Source organism: Phormidesmis sp. 146-20 (assembly GCF_052939475.1).
The window spans coordinates 100,418-122,257 of the sequence record NZ_JBJPHT010000007.1 but is presented as its reverse complement, the minus strand read 5'-3'; the positions used below and the strand labels follow the sequence as shown (position 1 = coordinate 122,257).

13 protein-coding genes are annotated in these 21,840 nt (G+C 47.5%); 7 read left to right on the top strand and 6 right to left on the bottom strand.

Translation table 11 applies throughout. The features are described 5' to 3' along the window. The first annotated feature begins 1,203 nt into the window (after nucleotides 1-1,203). Together ACKFKH_RS08640 and ACKFKH_RS08635 are read left to right on the top strand one after the other, a co-directional pair. Complete coding sequence (locus tag ACKFKH_RS08640) at nucleotides 1,204-1,893, top strand: response regulator transcription factor (protein WP_446857858.1); 690 nt, start codon at nucleotides 1,204-1,206, stop codon at nucleotides 1,891-1,893. Beyond that, on the top strand, nucleotides 1,826-3,166 hold the full coding sequence (locus ACKFKH_RS08635; protein ID WP_446857857.1) for a sensor histidine kinase: 1,341 nt from the start codon (nucleotides 1,826-1,828) through the stop codon (nucleotides 3,164-3,166). The genes ACKFKH_RS08640 and ACKFKH_RS08635 overlap by 68 nt, the downstream gene beginning before the upstream one ends. Nucleotides 3,167-3,481: 315 nt before the next feature. Here ACKFKH_RS08635 and ACKFKH_RS08630 read toward each other — a convergent pair whose 3' ends face one another. Beyond that, entirely contained in the window at nucleotides 3,482-3,676 is a 195-nt protein-coding gene (locus ACKFKH_RS08630; protein WP_446857856.1) for a hypothetical protein, read from the bottom strand. Between the two features lie 7 nt (nucleotides 3,677-3,683). On the opposite strand from ACKFKH_RS08630, the gene ACKFKH_RS08625 reads away from it, so the two are divergent. From ACKFKH_RS08625 to ACKFKH_RS08610, 4 genes are all read left to right on the top strand, one after another. Then, the gene (locus ACKFKH_RS08625) at nucleotides 3,684-5,111 is read left to right on the top strand and encodes an NF038122 family metalloprotease (protein WP_446857855.1); all 1,428 of its coding nucleotides are present in this window, start codon (nucleotides 3,684-3,686) and stop codon (nucleotides 5,109-5,111) included. Then, on the top strand, nucleotides 5,108-7,816 hold the full coding sequence (locus ACKFKH_RS08620; protein WP_446857854.1) for a two-partner secretion domain-containing protein: 2,709 nt from the start codon (nucleotides 5,108-5,110) through the stop codon (nucleotides 7,814-7,816). The genes ACKFKH_RS08625 and ACKFKH_RS08620 overlap by 4 nt, the downstream gene beginning before the upstream one ends. Continuing rightward, nucleotides 7,816-10,455, top strand: a complete 2,640-nt coding sequence (locus ACKFKH_RS08615; RefSeq protein ID WP_446857853.1) for a CHAT domain-containing protein — start codon at nucleotides 7,816-7,818, stop codon at nucleotides 10,453-10,455. Before ACKFKH_RS08620 ends, ACKFKH_RS08615 begins: the two co-directional genes overlap by 1 nt. Nucleotides 10,456-10,721: 266 nt before the next feature. After that, nucleotides 10,722-12,989 carry a protein kinase domain-containing protein gene (locus ACKFKH_RS08610; protein ID WP_446857852.1) on the top strand — a complete coding sequence of 756 codons (2,268 nt, stop codon included), beginning with the start codon at nucleotides 10,722-10,724 and terminating at the stop codon, nucleotides 12,987-12,989. Nucleotides 12,990-13,219: 230 nt separating this feature from the next. On the opposite strand, the gene ACKFKH_RS08605 is transcribed toward ACKFKH_RS08610, so the two are convergent. The 5 genes from ACKFKH_RS08605 to ACKFKH_RS08585 all read right to left on the bottom strand — a co-directional run bounded on the left by ACKFKH_RS08605 (nucleotide 13,220) and on the right by ACKFKH_RS08585 (nucleotide 20,298). Further along, nucleotides 13,220-15,217, bottom strand: coding sequence for a CHASE2 domain-containing protein (locus tag ACKFKH_RS08605; RefSeq protein ID WP_446857851.1), 1,998 nt, complete (start codon nucleotides 15,215-15,217; stop codon nucleotides 13,220-13,222). A 3-nt stretch (nucleotides 15,218-15,220) separates the two neighbouring features. Then, entirely contained in the window at nucleotides 15,221-16,054 is an 834-nt protein-coding gene (locus ACKFKH_RS08600) for a hypothetical protein (protein ID WP_446857850.1), read from the bottom strand. A gap of 670 nt (nucleotides 16,055-16,724) precedes the next feature. After that, entirely contained in the window at nucleotides 16,725-18,056 is a 1,332-nt protein-coding gene (locus ACKFKH_RS08595) for a tetratricopeptide repeat protein (RefSeq protein WP_446857849.1), read from the bottom strand. Nucleotides 18,057-18,215: 159 nt separating this feature from the next. Continuing rightward, a complete protein-coding gene (locus ACKFKH_RS08590; RefSeq protein ID WP_446857848.1) occupies nucleotides 18,216-18,506 on the bottom strand; it encodes a Mo-dependent nitrogenase C-terminal domain-containing protein in 291 nt (96 codons plus the stop codon). A 682-nt stretch (nucleotides 18,507-19,188) separates the two neighbouring features. Continuing rightward, nucleotides 19,189-20,298, bottom strand: coding sequence for a bestrophin family protein (locus tag ACKFKH_RS08585; protein WP_446857847.1), 1,110 nt, complete (start codon nucleotides 20,296-20,298; stop codon nucleotides 19,189-19,191). 693 nt (nucleotides 20,299-20,991) lie between these two features. Here ACKFKH_RS08585 and ACKFKH_RS08580 point away from each other — a divergent pair. After that, nucleotides 20,992-21,822, top strand: a complete 831-nt coding sequence (locus ACKFKH_RS08580; protein ID WP_446857846.1) for a carbonic anhydrase — start codon at nucleotides 20,992-20,994, stop codon at nucleotides 21,820-21,822. The last annotated feature ends 18 nt before the right edge of the window (nucleotides 21,823-21,840 follow it).

Sequence of the window (21,840 nt, the reverse complement as noted above, 5' to 3'; positions counted from 1 at the left end):
GAAGCTTCTGGTAGGGAACGTGCGATCGACCGAGTAGATAGACGGGTAGCTGTGTTCATGTAATTTAGCAAGCCAACGAGACCTGAGTATCTTGGGGACTGAGCGTTCATCATCTGAACCTCTATTTGCTATTCCCGCTGACCCGTAAAAAGTTAGGCATTTTGTCACAGAACTTAACAATAGAGCATAGTCTAGTTTTCCCTGGAGGATATCTTCAAAGTTTGGCTGGCGATCGTTCAAGTCATAATTGTGTAGTTTTGTAACAAATTGCATAATTTTTAAGCTCTGGAACCTGAAGCCTAGATAGGAAGTTCGGCAGATGTTGGCAGCCTGAAAGCGATCGATGCGAGGTTGAACAAGTACTTTTTTGTTGCCCTTAATTCAAAAAACCACTCTGAATGATTTTTGGAGAGATCAACAACAATGCGGTACCAAAATTCTCAGACCAAAATTCTCAGACCAAAACTTTCAGATTTAAGGTTTTCAGAACTATGAGGGCGATCGCTCTTTCTGTGCGGCACTTGAGAGGCAAGATCTTTGAATCCTACGGTGAACCATTAGGGATTTGCATTCTAACTAAAACTCTGAGATTAGTCAAAAACAAAAGGGCTTTTACCACTGATTTTCATCAGTTTGTTTTTCAGTTTAGATGAGTAGTTGAAAGTCTCATTCTAAAAAACTTTGTGGAGAACCTGGCACAATATTTAGGGCAAAATTTTCTAGAGTTTATGGCAAATTCTAGTTAGTCAATTTAGAAATTGTCCTGAAGTAAAAAATGATTTCAAGCATTTATCTTACAGTAATTTGTAGTAAGAGCAATGACAAAGTTTCTTACCAGTTATTTCAATTGTTGAGGGTTTCTAGGAATACAAAACGGTAGCTTTAAGTCTGATAAGTAAGCTTTTCAGAGCTTATCGTCGTGATTTGTGCAGCTACAAAGTCATCTAATGAGATTTTCAACATTCATCTTTGACCTTTTGAAGTAGTTTTTATCTATTGAGATAACCAGGTTCGATCACTACGAAAATTTGACGATGATGAGAGGCTATTATCTTGAGAAGTTTTCGATTGTCTTAATATTTGAGGCGATCGTTCTGTTCCAAAACTAATAGCATGAAGACAGAATGAAGAGATGAATTTCTGAAACTTTCTTGGCAAAATTCCGTCGATTATTACTGTTGAGTTCAGGTTAACTGGCCGCCTATGAGACTTTTATTAGTTGACGATGATCAGCACATTACTGAACTTCTTGAAGAGGTTCTGACTGACCAGCATTATGTTGTTGATATTGCGGGTGATGGTCATGAAGCATGGGACTACGTAAAGACATTTGATTACGACTTGCTCATGCTAGATGTGACACTCCCCAAGTTAGACGGCATCAATCTTTGTCATCAATTACGTTCTCAGAAATATCACATGCCAATTCTCATGCTGACTGCCCGCGATACCACCACCGATCAGGTAGCTGGGCTAGATGCAGGAGCAGATGACTACGTGGCAAAGCCTTACAAGCTACAGGAGCTACTAGCCCGAATTCGAGCCTTAGTGCGTCGAGGAAGCCCTTCTCTACCCCCCGTTTTAAAGTGGGAAAACTTGTGCCTTGATCCCAACACAACAGAAGCTAATTACAAAGCGCAATCCTTGAAGCTGACACCCAAAGAATATCGATTGTTAGAGCTTTTCTTGCGTCATGGTTGCCGGGTGTTGAGCCGCAGCGAGATCATGGAAAACCTCTGGTCTTTTGAAGATCCTCCCGAAGAAGATGCAGTCAAAGCTCTCATCAAACGTTTGAGACAAAAACTAAAAGGGGTTGGAGCCGTTGATGACTTCATTGAAACAGTGTATGGTCTGGGTTACCGCCTCAAATCGGGTTCCCAGTCAGACCTTTAGAGATATTCACTGGCGTTTGCTGCTGGCTTATGTTGTGGCAATGACTACAATTTTTGGAGTTTCGGCGATCGCCGTCTACTTCTTCTTCTACGAGAACCGGAATCAACAGATAAACAGTCAGTTGCTAACGCTAGTTCAGGCGGCCGCGCCAAGTATTGAGACGGTTAAAGCTCGTGGAAGCAAAAGCTTAGATAAAGACCTTCCCTGGCACGATCTCTTTTCTAACCGGGAGCAGAGTTTGGAATGGTTTACCGCCGATGGCAAACTTCTGGCAAAAGAGGGGAGCCAGTTTCCCACGGTTCCCTTAGCCAAACATTTTACGTCTTCGTCCCACGTCAATACGCCGATAGTCGAATCTCAAGCAGATTTGCGAATCATGACGATCGCGGTTTACACCAATACTCCAGATAAAAAAACGCTGCAACTACAGGGCTACTTGCGGGCAAGCCAATCCAATCAACGCTTTGAGGCTTCATTAAGTCAGTTGCGACTAGGACTGGGATTGGGAGGAATTATCGCTTTGCTGCTGGCCAGTATTAGTAGTCTATATCTCACCGAGCAGGCAGTAAAACCCATGAGAATTAGCTTTCAGCGACTGACTCGATTTGCTGCGGATGCTTCCCATGAGTTACGCAATCCTCTCACTCGAATTGGTATTGCCACTGAGATTATGTTGAGCCATCCAGAACAACTCAAACCCGCAGACGTAAAGAAACTGGAGACGATCGCCAGCGCAACTGAGCAAATGAGATGTTTGATTGACGATGTGCTGTTTTTAGCTCGGACTGATGCTACTCACCCTCCCAATAAGCAAGAAAAAGGTACTATTTATCTGGATCAATTGCTCAAAGCATTGATAGAACGCTTTATATCTCAAGCTCAAGCTAAAGGCATTGATTTTCAGGATCAATTGCTGCCTAACTTGCCTGTCAAAGGAAGCTCTACACCCCTGGATCGTCTATTTTCTAATCTTCTAGAGAATGCGCTGAAGTATACTGAAGCCGGAGGAAAAGTGGTAGTTTCGATGAAGCAGTCCGGGCAGAGTGTGGTTGTCTCTGTAGAAGATACTGGCATTGGGATTCCCTCTGAGTACTCGCCGTTTATCTTTCAGCGGTTTTGGCGAGCTGATCAAGCTCGATCGCAAGAGCAAGATGGCTTTGGACTCGGACTCGCGATCGCCCAAACGATCGCCAAACAACATAAAGGAGAGATCACAGTAAATAGCCAGGTTGGGGTAGGGAGCCGTTTTCAAGTGCGATTGCCCCTGGCGTAGGAACAAAACCAGGAGAAGATACGTCGTTCAAAATGTGTCACTTATCGAAGTGTCCTGAGCAGGGTATTTCAAACACTACCTCTTCTGCAAGGCTTCAAGGACATTGAGCAAATGTTATTTAATTGTTAGTCTTCTACTCGTACTAAAGTTATCATCAGCTATCATCAAAGATGTTGTTTTGGGTGAACGTGGGTTGCTGGAGTAGGTGCCTTGTAGATATTGCGAACAGGATGTTTGTAGTTTAGTCTGGTGATTGTAAAAGGTGGCTCAGTCTGCCACCCTGGTTTAGAAAGGGATCAAACAGAAGTTTTCAGGCTACACGGTGTAGGTTAAAGAAGGTTTGGCTGCTCTGCCACTGACTGTCTGCCACTGAGAGTATCGGCGAGTATCGGCTAGTTTCGGCATTCCCCACGAGGGCGAAGGGATCGGGTGTGTTCCAATCCAGAGTTGTTCACTCACTTGGAAGTATGATTTCAGCGTCTTGTATCCTACTCCTTGTGTACTATCCATCGTGACTATGTACCCCAACAATTCCTCAAACCGGGCTGAGTCTCGCTCAGTCATTCGTCAGCTTGTGATGTCTGCGATCGCGTCCGTTGCGATCGTCGGGAACAATACCCCCGCTCAGGCAGCAAATTTCAACTTTACCTATGCGCCTGGGACTTCGCTAGAGCAAATGCTTGGCTTTGAAATGGCAGGGGGTATTTGGGCAAGTCATTTATCAGACAATGCAACGATTAACATCCACATGGAAGTTACTGATCAATTACCATCGAGTGTGGTGGGCGGCGCACTTCCAGGGATGCGGGCAGAACAGCCCTATGAAACTTGGAGAAATCGACTGGCAGGCGATCGCACGTCAGCCGATGATCAGTTTATCTTCAACAACCAGCAAGACGATGCAGACAAGTTTACTGCGCTGATCGATGGTTTCAAAGTTGACAATAACTATGCCCTCAAGATGACCCGTGCCAATGCCAAGGCAGTGGGCATGATTGCAGGCAATGACAAAGCGCTGGACGGCTACACGCTGATGAACAAGCTGACCAACAAGCCAGTTTCCTGGAACTATGACTTTGTTGGCGGCAATGTTTCTAAAGGCACAATGGACTATCTCAGTGTAGGAATCCATGAACTGACTCATCACCTGGGCGTTGTCAGTGGGGTCGATAAGGCTGGCTGGCTGACTCAAAAGACTCAGTATGACTCAAGCCATCAAAGTGACTTTTATGCCACCTTAAATGGCAAATTAGACAATGCGACTCCGCTCGATCTATTTCGCTTTTCGGCAGAGAGCGTCAAACAGGCTGGATCGGGTGACTCGTGGATTGATATGTCGGTGGGGGGCAAGCCTTACTTTTCGACTGACGGCGGCAAGACTGTGCTGGGCTACTTCTCAACAGGCGATGACACTAGCTTAGGAGGCGACGGCAATCAAGCCAGCCATTGGAAACAACAGGACAATCCTCTAGGCATTTTAGATCCCGTGCTGCGATCGGGAGAGCGCAGAAGCATTTCAGGACTCGATCGTAAGCTGTTGGATGCGATCGGCTGGAATCTGCAACCGGGCGAAACCAATCTGGCGACGCTCCAGAGTCAGGCAAAGCTACGACTGGCCCAGCGCATCGGTAAAACGGTCGAGTGGCTCGACGCAAACCCCGCCGAAGCAGCCTCACTTTTGTCTCAAGATCGCACTCAAGAAGTACAGGCCATGATTGAGCAAAGTAGAGTTTATGATTGGCGTGCCTCTAGCAGTAGTGGTTTTTGGCAGGATACGGCATATCAACACTTTTTGTGGCAAGAAGTCTCCGGATCAGGGACTGATCAGCCTGAAAAAACTGCTGTACCAGAACCTTCTACGATCGGGGGACTGATTATTGGGGGTGGCTTATTGGGGGTGCGTCGTCTACTTAAGCGTCGGAGTCAAAAGCGGGTGATCCAATGATGGGCAATTCCCCAAAGCGCTGGGTTCGATCGCAAGGTTGGGTTCACTACATCGTCTGGTGGCCCCTATTCTATTCGCTGCTAGGAATATGGGGAAATGCTTTTGCTCAAGTTGTGCCCGATACCACTCTACTTAACAATTCGGTGGTCACTCCTGGTAGTAGCATCTTTGAGATTACAGGGGGAACGACTGCTGGGAGTAACTTGTTTCATAGTTTTGAGCAATTTTCTCTGCCAACGGGTGGCACAGCCTTTTTTAATCAGGCGATCGCCGTTGAAAACATTATCAGCCGAGTGACTGGAACCTCTGTTTCTAACATTGATGGTCTGATTCGAGCAAACGGTAGCGCCAATCTGTTTCTGCTTAACCCCAACGGCATTCTTTTTGGCCCCAATGCTGTCCTAAACTTGGGAGGATCTTTTGTTGGAAGTACAGCTAACAGCATTAGATTTGCGGATGGTAGCGAGTTTAGTGCTGTCAACCCGTCTGGGTCACCCTTGCTGACGGTCAGTATCCCCGCTGGCTTGCAGTATGGAGCGACACCGAGGGAGATTCGAGTACAGGGAGTCGGGAACAACTTGTTTCTAAATTCACCGACTGACCCCTCCGTAAATCGGAACGATCGCCCGCCTGGTCTACAAGTCAATTCTGGGCAAACGCTGGCGCTGATAGGGGGAGATGTCACCCTGGAGGGAGGCAATCTAACTGCCGCAAGTGGGCGAATCGAACTCGGTAGTGTGGGCGAAGCAGGAACGGTGATACTCACACCAACGAATCCCGGCTGGCAACTTGACTACAGTAACATTAGGCACTTCCAAGATATTCGGCTCTCTCAAGCAGCTTCGATCGAAGCCAGTGGCAACCGTGGCGGCAGTATCGGAGTGCAGGGACGCAACATCAGTCTCACAGATGCCTCGGCAATGATGGTAGACACCCTGGGCAATGGCACAGGTGGAACCCTCAGACTCACAGCAACAGACTCAGTGCAAGTGAGTGGCTTTTCCTTTCCGCCTGCGGGTGTACCGTTTGTCAGCCGTTTATCCACAGATGTTGCTCCGGGTGCGAGCGGGCAGGGTGGAAATTTGACGATCGCCGCGAGGCGCTTACTGATTGCCAATGGCGGTCAAGTATCCAGTGGGACTTTTGGCGCTGGAGATGCAGGTTCATTGAGGGTTGCAGCTCAAGATGTGGAAATCATCGGAAGTTCACCCATTGCCCCTAGTGGGTTGTTTGCCCCAGTAGAAACTCTTGCTACAGGCAAGGGGGGGAATCTGACAATCGAAACTAATCGCTTGCGAATCGCTAATGGGGCACAGGTTGCCGCGAGTACGTTTGGGTTTGGAGATGCCGGAGATTTGACGGTTCAGGCAACTGTAGTAGAACTAATTGGTATTTCACCAGAAGGTTTTACAAGCGGTTTGTTTGCGAATGTCGAGAACGGAGCCACAGGCAAGGGCGGTGACTTAGGGATCACCACCGATCGCTTGCACATCACGAATGGGGCACAGGTCTCAACGAGTACGTTTGGAGATGGGGATGCTGGATCATTAACAGTTCGAGCAAAGGATGTGGAAGCGATTGGCATCTCGCCCATTGGTTCGAGTGGCTTGGTTGCTGCATCTAGAGCCATTGGCAATGGGGGGCAGTTGACGATTACCACTGATCGCCTGCGGCTGATTGACGGAGGGCAGATCGCCACAGCAACCGGGGGATCGGGCAATGCAGGCGACCTGACCATCAGAGCTTCTGAATCAGTAGAGCTGGCTGGCTCGACAGCACTGGGGCGCAGCGGCTTATTTTCGAGCGCGATCGAGGGCACAGGCAACGGGGGCGACTTGACCGTTTCGACTAATCGGCTAGTCGTCAGAGATGGGGCAACGATTAGTGTCAGTAACTTCTCTAGCCGCAACCCAGATATCCCCGCAGGGCAAGGAGCAGCCGGAAACCTGAATGTGAATGCCAGCTTTGTATTGCTTGACCAGCAAGGTATTCTCACAGCGGACGCGGCAGCAGGGGAGCGAGGAAACATCACGGTGCGATCGGGCACCCTCTTGTTGCGTCGAGCGAGTATGATCACGACCAATGCTCAGGAGACGGCAACGGGGGGAAATATCACACTCAACACAGACATTTTGGCAGCTTTTGAGAATAGTGACATCACTGCTAATGCTCAACAAAGCTTTGGGGGACGAGTCGTGATTAACGCTAGAAGCGTCTTGGGTACACAGTTTCGAGAACAACCGACTACCGAAAGTGACATCACAGCCTCTTCTGCATTAGGAGCTGAGTTTAATGGAGTCGTAGAACTCAATACATTGGAGGTTGACCCTGGACAAGGACTCGTCGAATTGCCCAGCGATGTCGTCGATCGCAGCACGCAAGTTGCCGCAGTTTGTCGGGGATCAGGTGGAAATGAATTTGTGATCACCGGACGCGGCGGACTCCCAGAAACCCCTGCTCAAATTCTCAGAGACGGGACAGTGTGGGAAGATCTGCGCCTGACTGGGCGTGAGCGTCAGAAGCCAGAAGCCAGAAGCCAAAAATCGGGACGATACGTGCCTCCTAAGCCTCAAGCCGCGATCGTAGAGGCCAGAGGATGGATAATGAATGCCAGGGGTGAAGTGACGCTTGTCTCTCAGCTTCCTCAATCGACCTCTGACCCATCTCAGCAGTCATCAGTCCAGTGTGCAAGTTCTACAGAGTAATGACTAGATTTCATTGGCGGGATTGTTGGCAGCAGGTACGATCGCGGCTCCAGTCAGTTCGCGCTAGTCTGTGGTTGGCAGTCCTAACGTTTTTTGTGATCACTGGAACTTCGGTGGTTGCTTTTGATCGGGTAGCCTTTTCGACTGAGCCTTTCGCTAATTCGATCGCTCAATCTGTCGCATCTCCAAACTTTTTAGAACAAGGACAAGCACTCTACCAGGCAGGACGATTTGCAGAGGCGGCAGCAGTCTGGCAGCAAGCCGTCCAGGTTGCTCAAAAGGATCGACTCAATCAAGCCTTGAGCCTTAGTTATCTATCGCTGGCTTATCAGAAACTAGGCGCATGGGATCAAGCCAAACAGTCGATCGCTCAAAGTCTGGATTCTTTGAGTCCTCAAACCAGCTTAAAGGAATCAGAGATTGTTGTTTTGGCTCAAGTCCTCAACACCCAAGGCAGCATTCAACTCGCAATGGGGCAACCCGAAGCTGCACTAGAAACTTGGCGGCAAGCAGAAAAAACCTATGCTCAAGTGAAAGATAGTGCTGGGACGATCGGAAGCCAAATCAACCAGGCTCAAGCCTTACAAACATTGGGACTGTATCGCCGCGCTCAAATGTTGCTCAAAGAGATCAACGACCGTTTGCAAACTCAGCCAAACTCTCTGCTAAAAGCTTTAGGGCTAAAAAGTTTGGGTACAGTGCTACAAGTCACAGGCAACTTGAGTGAGTCTCAGGAAGCTCTCAAGCAAAGTCTAGCGATCGCCCAACAGCTCACCCCGCCCATCAATCCTAGCGAGACCTTGTTTAATCTAGGAAACACCCTGAGAGCTTTGCAAAATCCTTCAGCAGCATTGAGCTTTTATCAGCAAGCAGTCACCTCAGCACCGACGGCGATCGCTAAACTTAGAGTCCAATTGAATCAGTTAAGCCTACTTCTAGAAACGAGACAGTGGGAGCAAGCTCAAGCCTTGGTGATTCAAATTGAGCCACAGTTAGCAAATCTGGTTCCTAGCCGGGGCGCAATTTATGCTCAGGTCAATTTTGCAACTAGCTTGATGAAAATTCTAGAGCAGCAAAGCAGCCAAAAAACAGGCATTTCTAAGTCACCACTGGTTACACCTCGGACGATCGCTCAACTTTTAGCAACCGCCATCCAACAAGCAAAGACGCTGCAAGACCCCAGGGCAGAATCTTACGCACTAGGGCAACTCGCTAACCTGTATGAACAAACACAACAGTTGGCAGAGGCCAAAGATCTCACTCAAAAAGCCCTGACTCTGGCTCAAGCTAGCAATGCATCAGAGATTACTTATCGCTGGCAGTGGCAACTAGGGCGTATTCTGAAACAACAAGGACTGGCAGGTAATCAAAAGGTGGGAGCGATCGCGGCTTATAGTGAAGCCGTAAAAACGCTGCAATCTATTCGTAGAGACCTGTTGGCAACCAATCCTGAAGTGCAGTTTTCTTTTAGAGAAGGCGTAGAGCCAATTTATCGAGAGCTGGTCGAATTGCTCGTTCAACCCAATGCTAGTTCTGAAAATTTGCAACAAGCTCGTCGAGTCATTGAAGACCTTCAGCTTGCAGAATTAGAAAATTACTTTCGTTCAGCTTGTTTAGATCCTGTACAACAGATTGATTTTATTGATGATAAGGCAGCCGTTTTTTACCCCATTTTGCTCAACGATCGAGTAGAGGTGATTCTCTCACTTCCGGGGCAAGCGCTGCGTCACTACTCCACGATCGTACCGCTGTCTCAAGTCGAAACTCTTGTCAAGCGTCTTCGCCAAAATCTAGTTCTCCCTTATACCTCCAAACAAGACATTCAGCCGCTCTCGCAACAGGTTTACAACTGGGTCATTCAACCTGCTGAAGCACTCTTGGCTAGCAGTGGAGTCAATACATTAGTGTTTGTCTTAGATGGTGCCCTACGCAATATTCCGGTGTCAGCGCTTTACACGGGCAGTCAGTATCTCGTAGAAAAGTACAACGTTGTTCTGACTCCAGGGTTGAGCTTGTTTGAGCCTAAGCCTCTAGCCTCCATAAAGCTGACGGCGCTGACGGCTGGACTAACCGAACCTCGCCCCAATTTTGAGCCATTAGAATTTGTCAAACTCGAACTCGAACAAATTCAGTCCAAAATCTCTACAGAAGTACTGCTAAATCAAGCGTTTACTAGTAAAGCACTCGCCAATAAATTAAAATCGTCGCTGTTTCCAGTAGTTCACATTGCTACTCACGGTCAGTTTAGTTCCCAGTCTTCTGAAACGTTTATTTTGGCTTGGGATCAGCCGATTACCGTTAATCAATTAGACAATTTACTTCAAGCACGCGATCAGAGCGCGTTTAATACGCTTGAGCTATTAGTACTCAGTGCTTGCGAAACCGCAGATGGAGACGATCGCGCTACTTTGGGTCTGGCCGGAGTCGCAGTACGAGCAGGGGCACGCAGTACACTGGCATCATTATGGCTAGTAGATGATGAATCAACGGCTTTATTAATGGGGCAATTTTATCAAGGGCTAAAGACCGGGTTAACAAAAGCAGAAGCCCTCCGTCGCGCTCAACTTAGCCTCTTGCAAGGAAAGTATAGCCATCCCCGGTTTTGGTCTGCTTTTGTCCTGTTGGGGAACTGGCTGTAAGCTAAAGCGATATACCCAGGATGGCGCGACTTAAAATTATTGAGAAACTTGCAGCTTTGTCCCAGGTTTGCCCCACTTTGTATGTCAGCGTATTGTAGGGCAGCTTAAAAGGGAAACAAAAAGCGATCGCTTCAAATCAGCAGATTCTCTCATGACTTCACAATTTTGAGAGATCGCCGTCAAATCGTGATTTAGCAACCTTAATTCTCTGCTTCGACATAGCTCGATCAACACAAACTAATACATAGTCTCATTGGGGTGAGCACATGGAGGCAATCAATTCCGATTCGGAATCACCACAGTTACCCAGCCTGGAGAAACCTCTGGGCGGACGCTACAAAGTTGTCCAACAGTTAGGAATGGGAGGCTTTAGTCAGACCTTTATTGCTGAAGATCTTCACCTACCGAACTGTCCTCGCTGTGTGATCAAACAACTTAAGCCCCACTTCGAGACCGAACAAGACTTGCAGACTGCCCGACGATTGTTTGACACTGAGGCAAAGGTGCTTTATCTGTTGGGCAACCATGATCAAATTCCCCGATTACTAGCCCACTTTGAAGAGGATCACAAGTTTTATCTTGCCCAAGAATTAGTTGAGGGTGAGACACTCAATCAATTGCTAGTCGATCATCAGCTTTGGACAGAAGCAGAAGTGATGACTTTGCTAAGAGACAGCCTGAACGTGCTGGCCTTTGTCCATCGGCAAGGCGTGATTCACCGAGACATCAAGCCCTCTAATCTAATTTGCCGTCAATCGGATGGCAGAATTATTTTGATTGATTTTGGGGCAGTTAAACAGGTCAGTCTGGGAGTTGCCGACGCAAAATCTGGAAAAACTGACCTAACCGTTTCGATCGGGACTCAAGGCTACACAGCAAACGAACAACTCGCAGGTGAGCCTCATTTTAGTAGTGATATCTATGCGATCGGCATGGTGGCGATTCAAGCATTAACGGGTATTCGTCCTAAGCATCTCAAGAAAGACCCATACACCCATGAATTTCGGTGGTGTGAGGAGGGAACGCCCGTCTGTGAAGCGCTCGTTAATCTGTTAGATTGCATGGTTCGCTACGACTTCCGGGAGCGCTACCCTACTGCTAATGAGGCCCTGGCAGCACTGCACACTCTGTCTGACTATTTTCCTGAGTACTCGCCTGAATCACCCACAAGCTCTGAGGCAGGCAGCCTGCCGTTCAAACCATTGCTGTTAATGCCAGCAAAAGACCCTTTAGAACCAGTACATTTCAGCAAGAAACCTTTGTATTTCCCAAGCTCAAGCTCCGAGAGATCGGCTCAACGGCAATCTACGGATGGTGGTTCTTCTCAAACAGGGGGCACTGCTGAACGATCACCCAATAGTCCCGCTTCGGAAATACAGCCAACCGAGCTTCGAGCTTCTTTAAAGATGTTCCTGAAGCGTTTAGTCTCTGTAAGAGGGTTGGTAGCAGTTGGTTTCACCGTTCTGATGGCCAATGCGCTGCTATCTTCGCTGCCTTCTCAAATGATCTCACCTTCAACTCAGGAGTTTGGGTCTTCTCCAGTTCCCACACAGGAACCGCAGCCATCCGAGTCAACGCCTAGTGTTGAAGTCACTCCTGGTGCTGAACCAGTTCCTAGCGTTGAACTAACACCCAGTGTTGACCTTTCTCACCCTCCTAGCTTTGGACAAATCCAAAAAGTACCGCCTGGACTGTTTAACTACGGTGGCAGCACAACTTGGGCACATATCCGACGCGAGGTAGACCCGATTCTCCAAGCTTCACACCCAGAGTTTCGGCTACGCTACACCCATCCCGTTAATGCTACGGCTGGTTCCGGTACGGGAATTCGGATGCTACTAGAAGGGCAGCTTGCCTTTTCTCAATCCTCCAGACCTCTAGAAGAACAGGAGTATCAGCAAGCACAACTGCGAGGCTTTAGCCTGAACCAAATTCCCGTGGCGCTAGAAGGCATTGCGATCGCCGTTCATCCCAGTCTTTCCATTCCAGGATTAAACCTGAGCCAAATTCAAGGCATTTACACGGGCAAGATTACCAACTGGCAGCAAGTAGGCGGCCCAAATCGAGCAATCATACCTTACTCGCGTCCTGCTGCCGATAGTGGAACCGTGGAGTTTTTTGTCAAAAATGTGTTGGGTGGTAGCTTTTTGGGAAACAATGTGCGCTACGTTGACAACACAACAGCGGGCTTACAAAAGGTGTCCACTGATCCTGGTGGCATTTATTATGCTTCAGCGCCAGAGATCGTCTCCCAATGTGGAGTGAGAGCCTTACCCATTGCCCAGGAGTCAAACAATTTTGTGTCTCCTTATCAAGAACCCTTGGTTCCCGCAGAAACCTGTTTCAAGCAGAAAAATCAGTTAAATGCGGAGGCGTTTAAAGCGGGTGAGTATCCCATTACTCGCCAACTATTTGTGATTGTTAAACAAGATGGTCAGACCGACCAGCAGGCTGGCGAAGCCTATGCTCACATGCTACTGACGAGTGAGGGTCAAGAGCTAATTTCTAAAGCGGGATTTGTCAGAATTCGTTAACTTAAATCTTGCATCTCTCGCAACAACCGCCAAGAACTGAAGTTCCTGGCTCATAGCCCAACCCATTTCAATAGGTTAAAACGCTTGCCGAGTCTTCTTCAGAGGACTTTGGCTATTAGCCGGAGATTGATTTCAGGACGGTTATTGCGAGAGGTGTAAGATCTCAATTAACCTACGATCGTGAACAACAAACAACTGCCGAGTTAATAACAGCACAGGTAACGACAGCACTACAGGTGATTGACTTCACGATCGAGATCTCCTGCAATTTGTTTGTCTCCTTTCGACTCCAGGGTAGAGTGTAGTTCTGCTTGGACTTGCCGATAGAGTTTCTGATCCCCGCCCTTTAGCCCAATTAGAGAATAAAGGAGGACTGGATGGGCTTCCCTTCCGCGTAGACGGCACTCGCCCATAAACACAGCTTCGACCTCATTCTTGACTAGTTTATACAGTGCTTCGGTAATTAAGATATCTGTTCCATTCTCTTTGGTTAGCCCTTGAACTCGGCTGGCAACATTGACAGCATCCCCAATCACGGTGTACTCCATCCGCTGTAGAGAGCCAATATTGCCTGCGATCACCTCCCCATAGCTGATTCCAATCCCATGATGAAACAAGACTTTACCTTGCTTGCGCCATCGAAATTGTAGTTGCAACAGTGCCCGTCGCATTGCTAAAGCCGCTCGAATGGCACTCATCGCATCATTCTTTTCGCCCTGAGAAACTGGGGAGCCAAACTCTGCCATGACTGCATCCCCAATAAACTTGTCGATCGTGCCTCTAGCTGCGACAATCGCTTCTACCATCGCATTCAGGTAAGCATTGAGTTGAGCAACGAGCTGGTCAGCAGGTAGCTGATAAGACAGGGCTGTAAAACCGCGAACATCGCAAAATAAGACGGCTGCCTTGAGTTTTCGCCCCTGTAAGAGCGCCTGGAAGTCTTCAGGCTGGCTTAAAATTTCTTGAACGATCGGGGCTGCTACATAGCGCTCCAAAGTGCGGCGCAACCGTCGTTTTTCAAACTGATCCCTCAAAGCACCCGTACTCAGGTAAGACAGTCCACTCAGACAAATCGCGATCGTGGGAGCCATTACGGGTAAAATCAGCCCACCATAGACAAAGCAGAGATAACTGACCCCAACCCAACTACCTGCAACAGCCAGGGCAACCAGAAAAACTAATGTGGAACGCTTAAATAGTTTACCTAAAATCAGGTTGATGCTACCGACTCCAAAAAGAATTAAAACTCCCCGCCAGAGAGGATTAGGAACTACTTCTGAGATGGCTCGGTTCTCTAGCATCGTGGCGATCGCATTGGCATGAATTTCGACCCCTGACAGCATTCCCACAGGGGTAAGATGAGTGTCATGCAGTAAGGTTGCAGTCGGCCCAATCAGTACTAGTTTGTCTTTGAAGACCTGCTGTTGCTTGAGTTTGGCCCAGTTTTCAGCGTGGAGAACTTCCCAAAACGAAATCGTTGGAAACGTTCTTTCTCCACCATAGAAGAAGATGTATCGATTTCCGCCTGGAGAAAAAGGTAAATTGGCAGACTGCAAACTAGCCTGACTAAAAGACATTAGACCTTTTTGTGAATGACGGAGATCTGGATCAATGCGATTGTTGAGATAGCTGTCTGTAAAACGTCTCAGGCTTCCGTCGGCTTCAGGTTCATAGTTGATCAACCCGATGGATTTTGGGGTAGTCTGAAACATTGAATCAGGATAGAGTAGTTGCTCTAAGCCACCGCCAGTCGAAGAAGAAGGCGCATGAACTGCGGCTAATGTCACTCGACCTGCGTGACGTTTTAAGGTTGTTTGCAACTGGCGATCGTCCTCTGGAAAAGGACTGGGTACATCCAGCACCACATCGATTGCGACCCCGCTCGCTCCGGCGGCCATCACACGATCGATCGCTTGAGCATAGGCAGTTCTTCGCCACGGCCAGGATTTAATAGCCTCTAACGCCTGGGACTTACTAGCGTCTTCCTCTGGCAGAGAATCATCATCAATAGAGGCATCATCGATCGCCAAAATTACAATGTTGTCTGGCTGACGAACTGAGCCTCGCAGTTGGAAGAATAGAGATTGGGCTTGAAGCTCCATCACTCTGACTGGCTCTAGATTTAGGGCAGTTGTAACAGCACTACAAAGTGCCCAAGTACACACTAATAGAGGGGCAACTGTCGCTGGAGTAAACCGCCACGATCGACTAACTTTTTCATCTACCATAGGTTATTGTGGGCAAATATTTGACTTCAAGAAATCATAGGTTTTTGGAAAGCGAACCCGAATTGAGTCAGGAATGCCAGTGCCACAGGCTTGCACTTTTGGAAAAGACTGATCTGGAAATTGCGCTTCATAGCTCTGTCGAATCTTTTTACTTCCGGGCAGCGGTTCTTCGTAGTCTCTGACCCAGGTTCCCGTCACAATCCTTGAAAACTCTGGTTGCTCAAACCGCTCGACTTGGGAAGGATAGCCCGCCGCACTTAGCTGGACTTTTTCGCCTGCTTTAAGATTAACTGGGGCAATGCGACTATCGGCTAACTTACCTTGTAGAGGAGTCGCCTCCGCGTCTGTCTGATCCTCATCCTGACTAATGGGAAGCATTGATCGCGTTACCATTACTTCGCCCTCTAGCACCTTAATGGTCGAGGCTCCTTTGCCATCAACTTCTAGTAGATAGGTCGTGCCTCGCACTCCGGCCACGGCTGAGTATGAACATCCATTGATAGCTCCATTGACTAGCATTGAGCCATGTTGCAACCGCGCACATTGACCAATCACGAGGCTAGAGTTGTGTGCGAGTCGCCCAACTGCACCTGTGTTAAATTTTAGCTGTGCCCGCGATCGCCCTGTACGAATGCGTTGTCCTCGACTCGCGGTTGCGTTTACCTTGACTTGCCGATTTTGAATAAAAACGTGAGGGCCGTCCAGGATCTGTGTAATCTTTGCTGAATTGACAGTAGCAGCCTGAACTGGAGGCACTTGGCAAGTCACCCAGCCCATCAGACAGACAGATCCTTGTAAAATGCTACGGAGCCTTCTTCTAGCAGAGAGAAACTTCATATCTTTACTAAAAAACTTCTAGAGAATAGTAGGTAGCCAGATTGATGTTGAGTTGTCCGTATTTCCTACGAGTCCTCACTCTAATGTAATAACCTGACCCTTTAGCTTTAGAGGAGAATGCACCATTTAGCTAACTGATAGGTTCCTACATAGCAAGTCTTACATTCCCGGAAATTCTTAAGCGATCGACCCAAATCAAGGCATGAAGCTTTAATCAGATGATGCAAATTACAAAAAAAGCGTCTACTAAATATGTTTTTAGATCAAACAAAATTGATTATTAAACTAGGAAATGTTTGAAAAGTTTAGAAAACGACTTCGCTATTTCATACACAATTTTTAAAATCCTCTTAGGGTAAAGTGAGAGATAGAAAACTTCATTCAACACAATAAAATTTTGCTAAAGACTAGAAGGCAAACCCATCTGCAACTGCAACTGACTTCATACAAACGGCTAGTTGCAAATTAGCTCACTACAAGTACTCACTACAAGTACTAATGCCTGGCTGGTAAACAAAACTCCTGAAACCCCATTTTCTGTAGGTTGGTGTTGAGCAAAGCGAAACCCAACAGAAACTTCTCAAACATTGAGTTTGGACAGATTCAGCCCAACCTACCCAAAAAGATTTGTCAAGGCACTAATGTAGAAAGTCCAATGCCTATCAGTTTCTCAGTTCCAATCGCTTGAGCGCAAAGTAGCATTCCTACGGTGGAGCAGTTTTTCAACGCTTATGAAGAAACGATGTGAAAAGTCATCCTGCTGCTGATTTCGTTGTAGAGCATCCAGGTAGATCTGCTTAAACAGATGCCGTTGAGTCGAGCTACCCCCGATCGCCCAAAGAGATGACAAGATAGGTTTGAAATAAGCGATCGTGCCATGCATATCTCTGCTTGCGTGAGCAGCCATTCCTTCGGCAGCAGGAATAATGATCTCAGTCCACAATCCTCGCTGACGTGATTCAAGCTTTTGAGCATGATTTGCCATACTCGCCAACATTTCGTTAACCTGCTCAACCTGCCCCGTTCTCGCCAACGCATACACATAGTGCAAATCATGGAGAGGCAATGTGTGTTCGTGAATGCGTGGCAGCAAGTAAGGGACTAGCTCTTTCCAAAAATCTTCTACAGCGTCTCTTCTCATTTCTAGCCGCACTAACATGATCTCTAGTCTTACTAGCAGCGAAATCGCAGTCACTTGATCTTTGGGAGAGTCTTTCTGAGCGCGATTCCAAATTTTGTGGTGGTAGAGCGCAATGACCATTTGCAAATCGACCTTTGTCAGATAGAAAAGCGCTATATGGAGCCAATTGTGGGTGTACAACATAGAGTTGCAGTTTTCCCAGGTAGGGGCTAGACCTTCCATCCAAACAATGCCCTCGTCTACTCGTCCTTCGGCTTCCATGATATGAGCTACTGCATGATGTGCCCAGGGATTGTCACGGTTTAGAACAACTGCCCGTCGTCCTAGTTCCTCTGCCTGGGGCAATCGACCGCACTGCTCTAAGCCAAATGCAACCATGCTGAGTAAGTAGGAGTCTTCCTGATTTTCAGGCAACACGGTTTCAGCAATTTGAAGTAAACCTAATTCGTTACCCTGATAAAAGTAGTGATATTGTCCTTGCTGGACTGAGATGAGATCTTGAGGAAACTGTTGAGCGATCGTTTCGTGATAGTCGATTGCCTGACAGATGGCTCCTTTTGCCCAGGCAGCGATCGCATTGATATAAAGCCGCTCTCGTTCACTCACCCGACCCAAGTTCTGTGTAGCGACTTTGAGGTAGAAAACTGCCTGTCTTCGTGCCGCAATGTTTTCTTGAGAAAGGTAGTAGGCAGCCACATAAGCATTTGCGATCGCGCAAGTAGGATCAGCTTTGACTGCTTGAAGAATCAATACTTCTGCATCCCGTCCATATCGAAGTGAGCAATCAATAAAGCCGTTAATTGCGCTGACCGCTTCTCGTGAATCTGTTGTAATGTCAAGTCCTCTGCTATCTTTCAGCATCTTGTTTTCCCCAACAGGGTAGCAGTTGAAATGCTCCCAGAGATTGTTTCATCATCCAGAAAAAGTGCCAAGAAAAAGGACTGAGTGTGTTCTCCATCACCCAGCCCTCAGACCTCATATTTGACATCCGGTTTGTCTCTACTGAGCCAATGAATTGAGCTAGATGTAGCTTGTAATATCTTGATGACACTCATCCGCTAGATAAGATAGCGCTCGGAATCTTAAGCCCATCAACTCATCGTAAAAGGGATTGAGTTTGCACAATGGTGGAATGTGTAGTAGCACACGATCGCCCCAAAGCTTGATGTCACGAGCAAACGGACACTGCGACGGAATCAATTTGCACAGCCAGTTGGCGACTCTGGGATTATGGATCTCAGTACGATCGAGCCGTTGACGAATTGAACTAGAGAGCAGCGTAATACTGTGGTGAGGTAGTGTAACATGCATGATGTAAGCTCCTTGCAACTGTGAGGCTAGTCTCGCTCTGAAACTAGCGAAGGTCTAAAAAACAAGCGAATCTTCAACGGGTTGACTGCCGGAGTGGCGGTGGACGGAGTAGCCCTAACTTTACATCCGCCCGACCACTTCGACTTCCAGCCTCACCCAAGTAACCTGCCAGACTGTACGCCTTCTACAGCCAGGCGAGCGGCGGAGGTAGTCATATGCCGCAGGTTATAACGAATCCCGTTTACTGCCTAGTGGCTCTTGACTGCTCACGGGAACCTCTTTGGGTTTGCTGAAATTGCTCTACCTGTCTGCAATTCTAAGTCTCGTCAAGTGACAGGTCGGGGATGAAAAAGTGACAAACTGGAGATAATGTTGAAGGGAGCAGAAACCGAGGATCGGGGATGTTCCTGAATGCTGAAGTGGCTCCAACGGTTCTTCCAATCCGTCTTTTGCGACAATGTTCTGTAAATTGTAGAGGTACGGCACCTACAATCTAGAGGGTTAACAGCTTACCGCTGGTTGACTGACAAATCTTTCCCCCTCATCCCTAAATCCCTTCGCCCCCAGTGGGAGAAGGGACTTCAGAAAAATTTAGATTTGAAAGCCCCTCGCCTGTCCTGGGAGAGGGGTTGGGGTGAGGGCGGTTCGAGTTTTGTTAGTCAACCAACAGCTTATCGTCTATTTAGTTGACAATGCTGGATGATGCCCTGGGCCAGTCAACAATGTTGCGAGAAGAAGGAGCGTGCTGGATCAAATCTTCAACATTGCGTTTAATGGTGTCGCAGATAAAGTCTAGAGGCAAATCGTTCGGATCATGTCCAAAAGGCTCCTCGATTTCAGAACTCACCTCCTGAATAGACAGGAAAATTAAACTGATGAAAGCCGTGGCTGGGCTAACCCACCAGTGTAAATTATCGACCAATTCTAGAGGTACAATGATGAAATACGCTACTAGCAATATCTTAAGCGTCATCGTATAAGCCAAAGGCACAGGTGTCTTCAAAATCCGTTCACACCCACCCAGAATATCTACCAGGTCATTGAGCATTTTATGCAAATCCTGGAGCTGAAACCCGTTAATCTGTCGATGCTCATACTGCTGCTGCACATAGTCCTCAAGCCAGAACGCAATCTCTAGAGGGCCATGATTTACCTCCTGAAGTCTGCGATATTGAGGTAGTGACATCAAAGGTGCTAATTCGTCGTTTAAGCTCATCGGATCACGCCGCAGATGCAGTTTCATCGCTACAGCAAAAGCAGCAACTAACCGCATCGAGTCTTCTTTTTGGGTGCGATCGTGCGGCAGTCGCTCTTCCACACTGATCCAAATGCTGCGGGCACAATTGCGAACCGTATTCACCATAGACCCCCACAACTTTCGTCCTTCCCAAAATCGCTCGTGGGCTGCATTTGTGCGAAAGACCAACAACAAACTTAAAGCAATATTCAGTGCTACAGCAACATGGGGCAACGCCTTATTTTCATGGACAGCAGAGAGATAGCCAAGCTGATGTAGTAAAGAAGTGAGTGCACCATACCCAGCGCACAGTAACACCCAGGGAAGAATTGCATGAAGCACAGTGTCTCCTAGTCGAAACAGCACTTGCAGCCCAGTGAGTTTTTCACCTGTGTAGCGCGAAAACTTTTCTTGAAAGGATCGCAATGAAACCAGTTTTTGCCGAGATTTGCGTTTTGGAACAGGGCTTTTTCCCTGTCTTTCTTTTAAGGGAACATGGTTGGAGTTGGTCGATCGCTTCTGAAAACGGTGCATCAAATTCCTTGCTTTAGTCATCTTCAAACCTCTGGATTCCTACAAGTTTCGAGCAGTATTACTCGCGTGGGCACTCATACCAATCTCGTGTGTTGTTGAACTGCATAGAAGCCTGACAGCTTCTTGTGATGAGTGTTTAAGAAGGCAAGCCGTTCATCACGAAAAATGGATGTCCGCATTTACTTTGATCGAGTCACGAATTTCTGAGGGGCTAATTCTGTTAGACTCCACAGGATTGCCATACGCCCCTTGCCTTCGTTGTGGAAACAAAAGTCTATTTCTTGAGTTGTTGCAATCACTGACCTTTGCGATCTGATGGCGATCGAGCCATTAAATTTTTATGGCTTGCTCAAGTCAACAAGATGATCGACTGTCATAGGACAATTCATCTTTTATTAGATGATGATTTGCATTAATAAAAACTATAAGTGAGAGAACGTAACAAAGTCGAGGCAAAAAAGAGAGTTTACCCAATTTGCTCTCAATCCGCGACTCTGGGTGAGAAGATTCAAAGTTCCTCAATCCAGGATCTCAGCCTAAAAGAACTGTCTACTCCCGGCTTTGTCACAGTTCTGTCCCCAGTTTGTCACTGTCGTTTGTTTAATGTGATGTCTAGTTCACGCTTCAAAAGCCGGGTAATGCGGATAGCGTTACTGCTCACCAAACATCCGCATTACTTTTCTCAAAGAACACTGCTCAGACGGGGCTAAACCAATGAAAAAACTAATTGAAGGTTTGCAGGAATTTCGGAAGACTTATGTTCCTGCTCATCGGGAACTGTTAGCACAGCTTTCTCAGGCACAAAAGCCTAGAGTCATGTTTATCACCTGTTCTGACTCCCGGATTGACCCTAATCTGGTGACTCAAACAGAGATCGGTGAACTGTTTATTGTTCGCAATGCCGGAAACATTATCCCACCCTATGGAGCAACCAATGGGGGCGAAGGAGCCACGATCGAGTATGCCATTCACGCATTGGGAATTGAGCAAATCATCGTCTGTGGTCACACGCACTGTGGGGCAATGAAAGGACTGCTGCATCTCAATAAGCTTCAAGAAGACATGCCTCTCGTCTATGATTGGCTCAAACATGCAGAAGGCACTCGCAGACTAGTCAAAGACAGCTACACCAACCATAGTGATGAAGAAATGCTGGAGGTTGCGGTAGCAGAGAATGTGCTAACTCAAATCGAAAACTTGAAGACTTATCCGCTAGTCCACTCCAGACTGTACCAGGGTAAGCTACATATCTATGGTTGGGTCTACCAAATCGAGACGGGCGAAGTGTTGGCTTATGACCCCGTTACCCATACTTATGTGCATCCTCAGAGCCAGATTGCTGACGACGAGATGGACGGGCAAACCGGAAAGCCTTTTGTTAAGACTAGTGCGCCCCCGGTTGCTTGTGAGTTCCATTCTCTGAAAGCCCTCGACCCAGATGTAACTGGGCAAAACGATGAAGGTGCATCTCAAGAAGTAACGCCTCGCCTCCCGATCGAGACTGTGTCTGAGCTATCTAGAGTTCAGCAACAGCTATCTGCTTGAATGATCTTTTATCCCTGA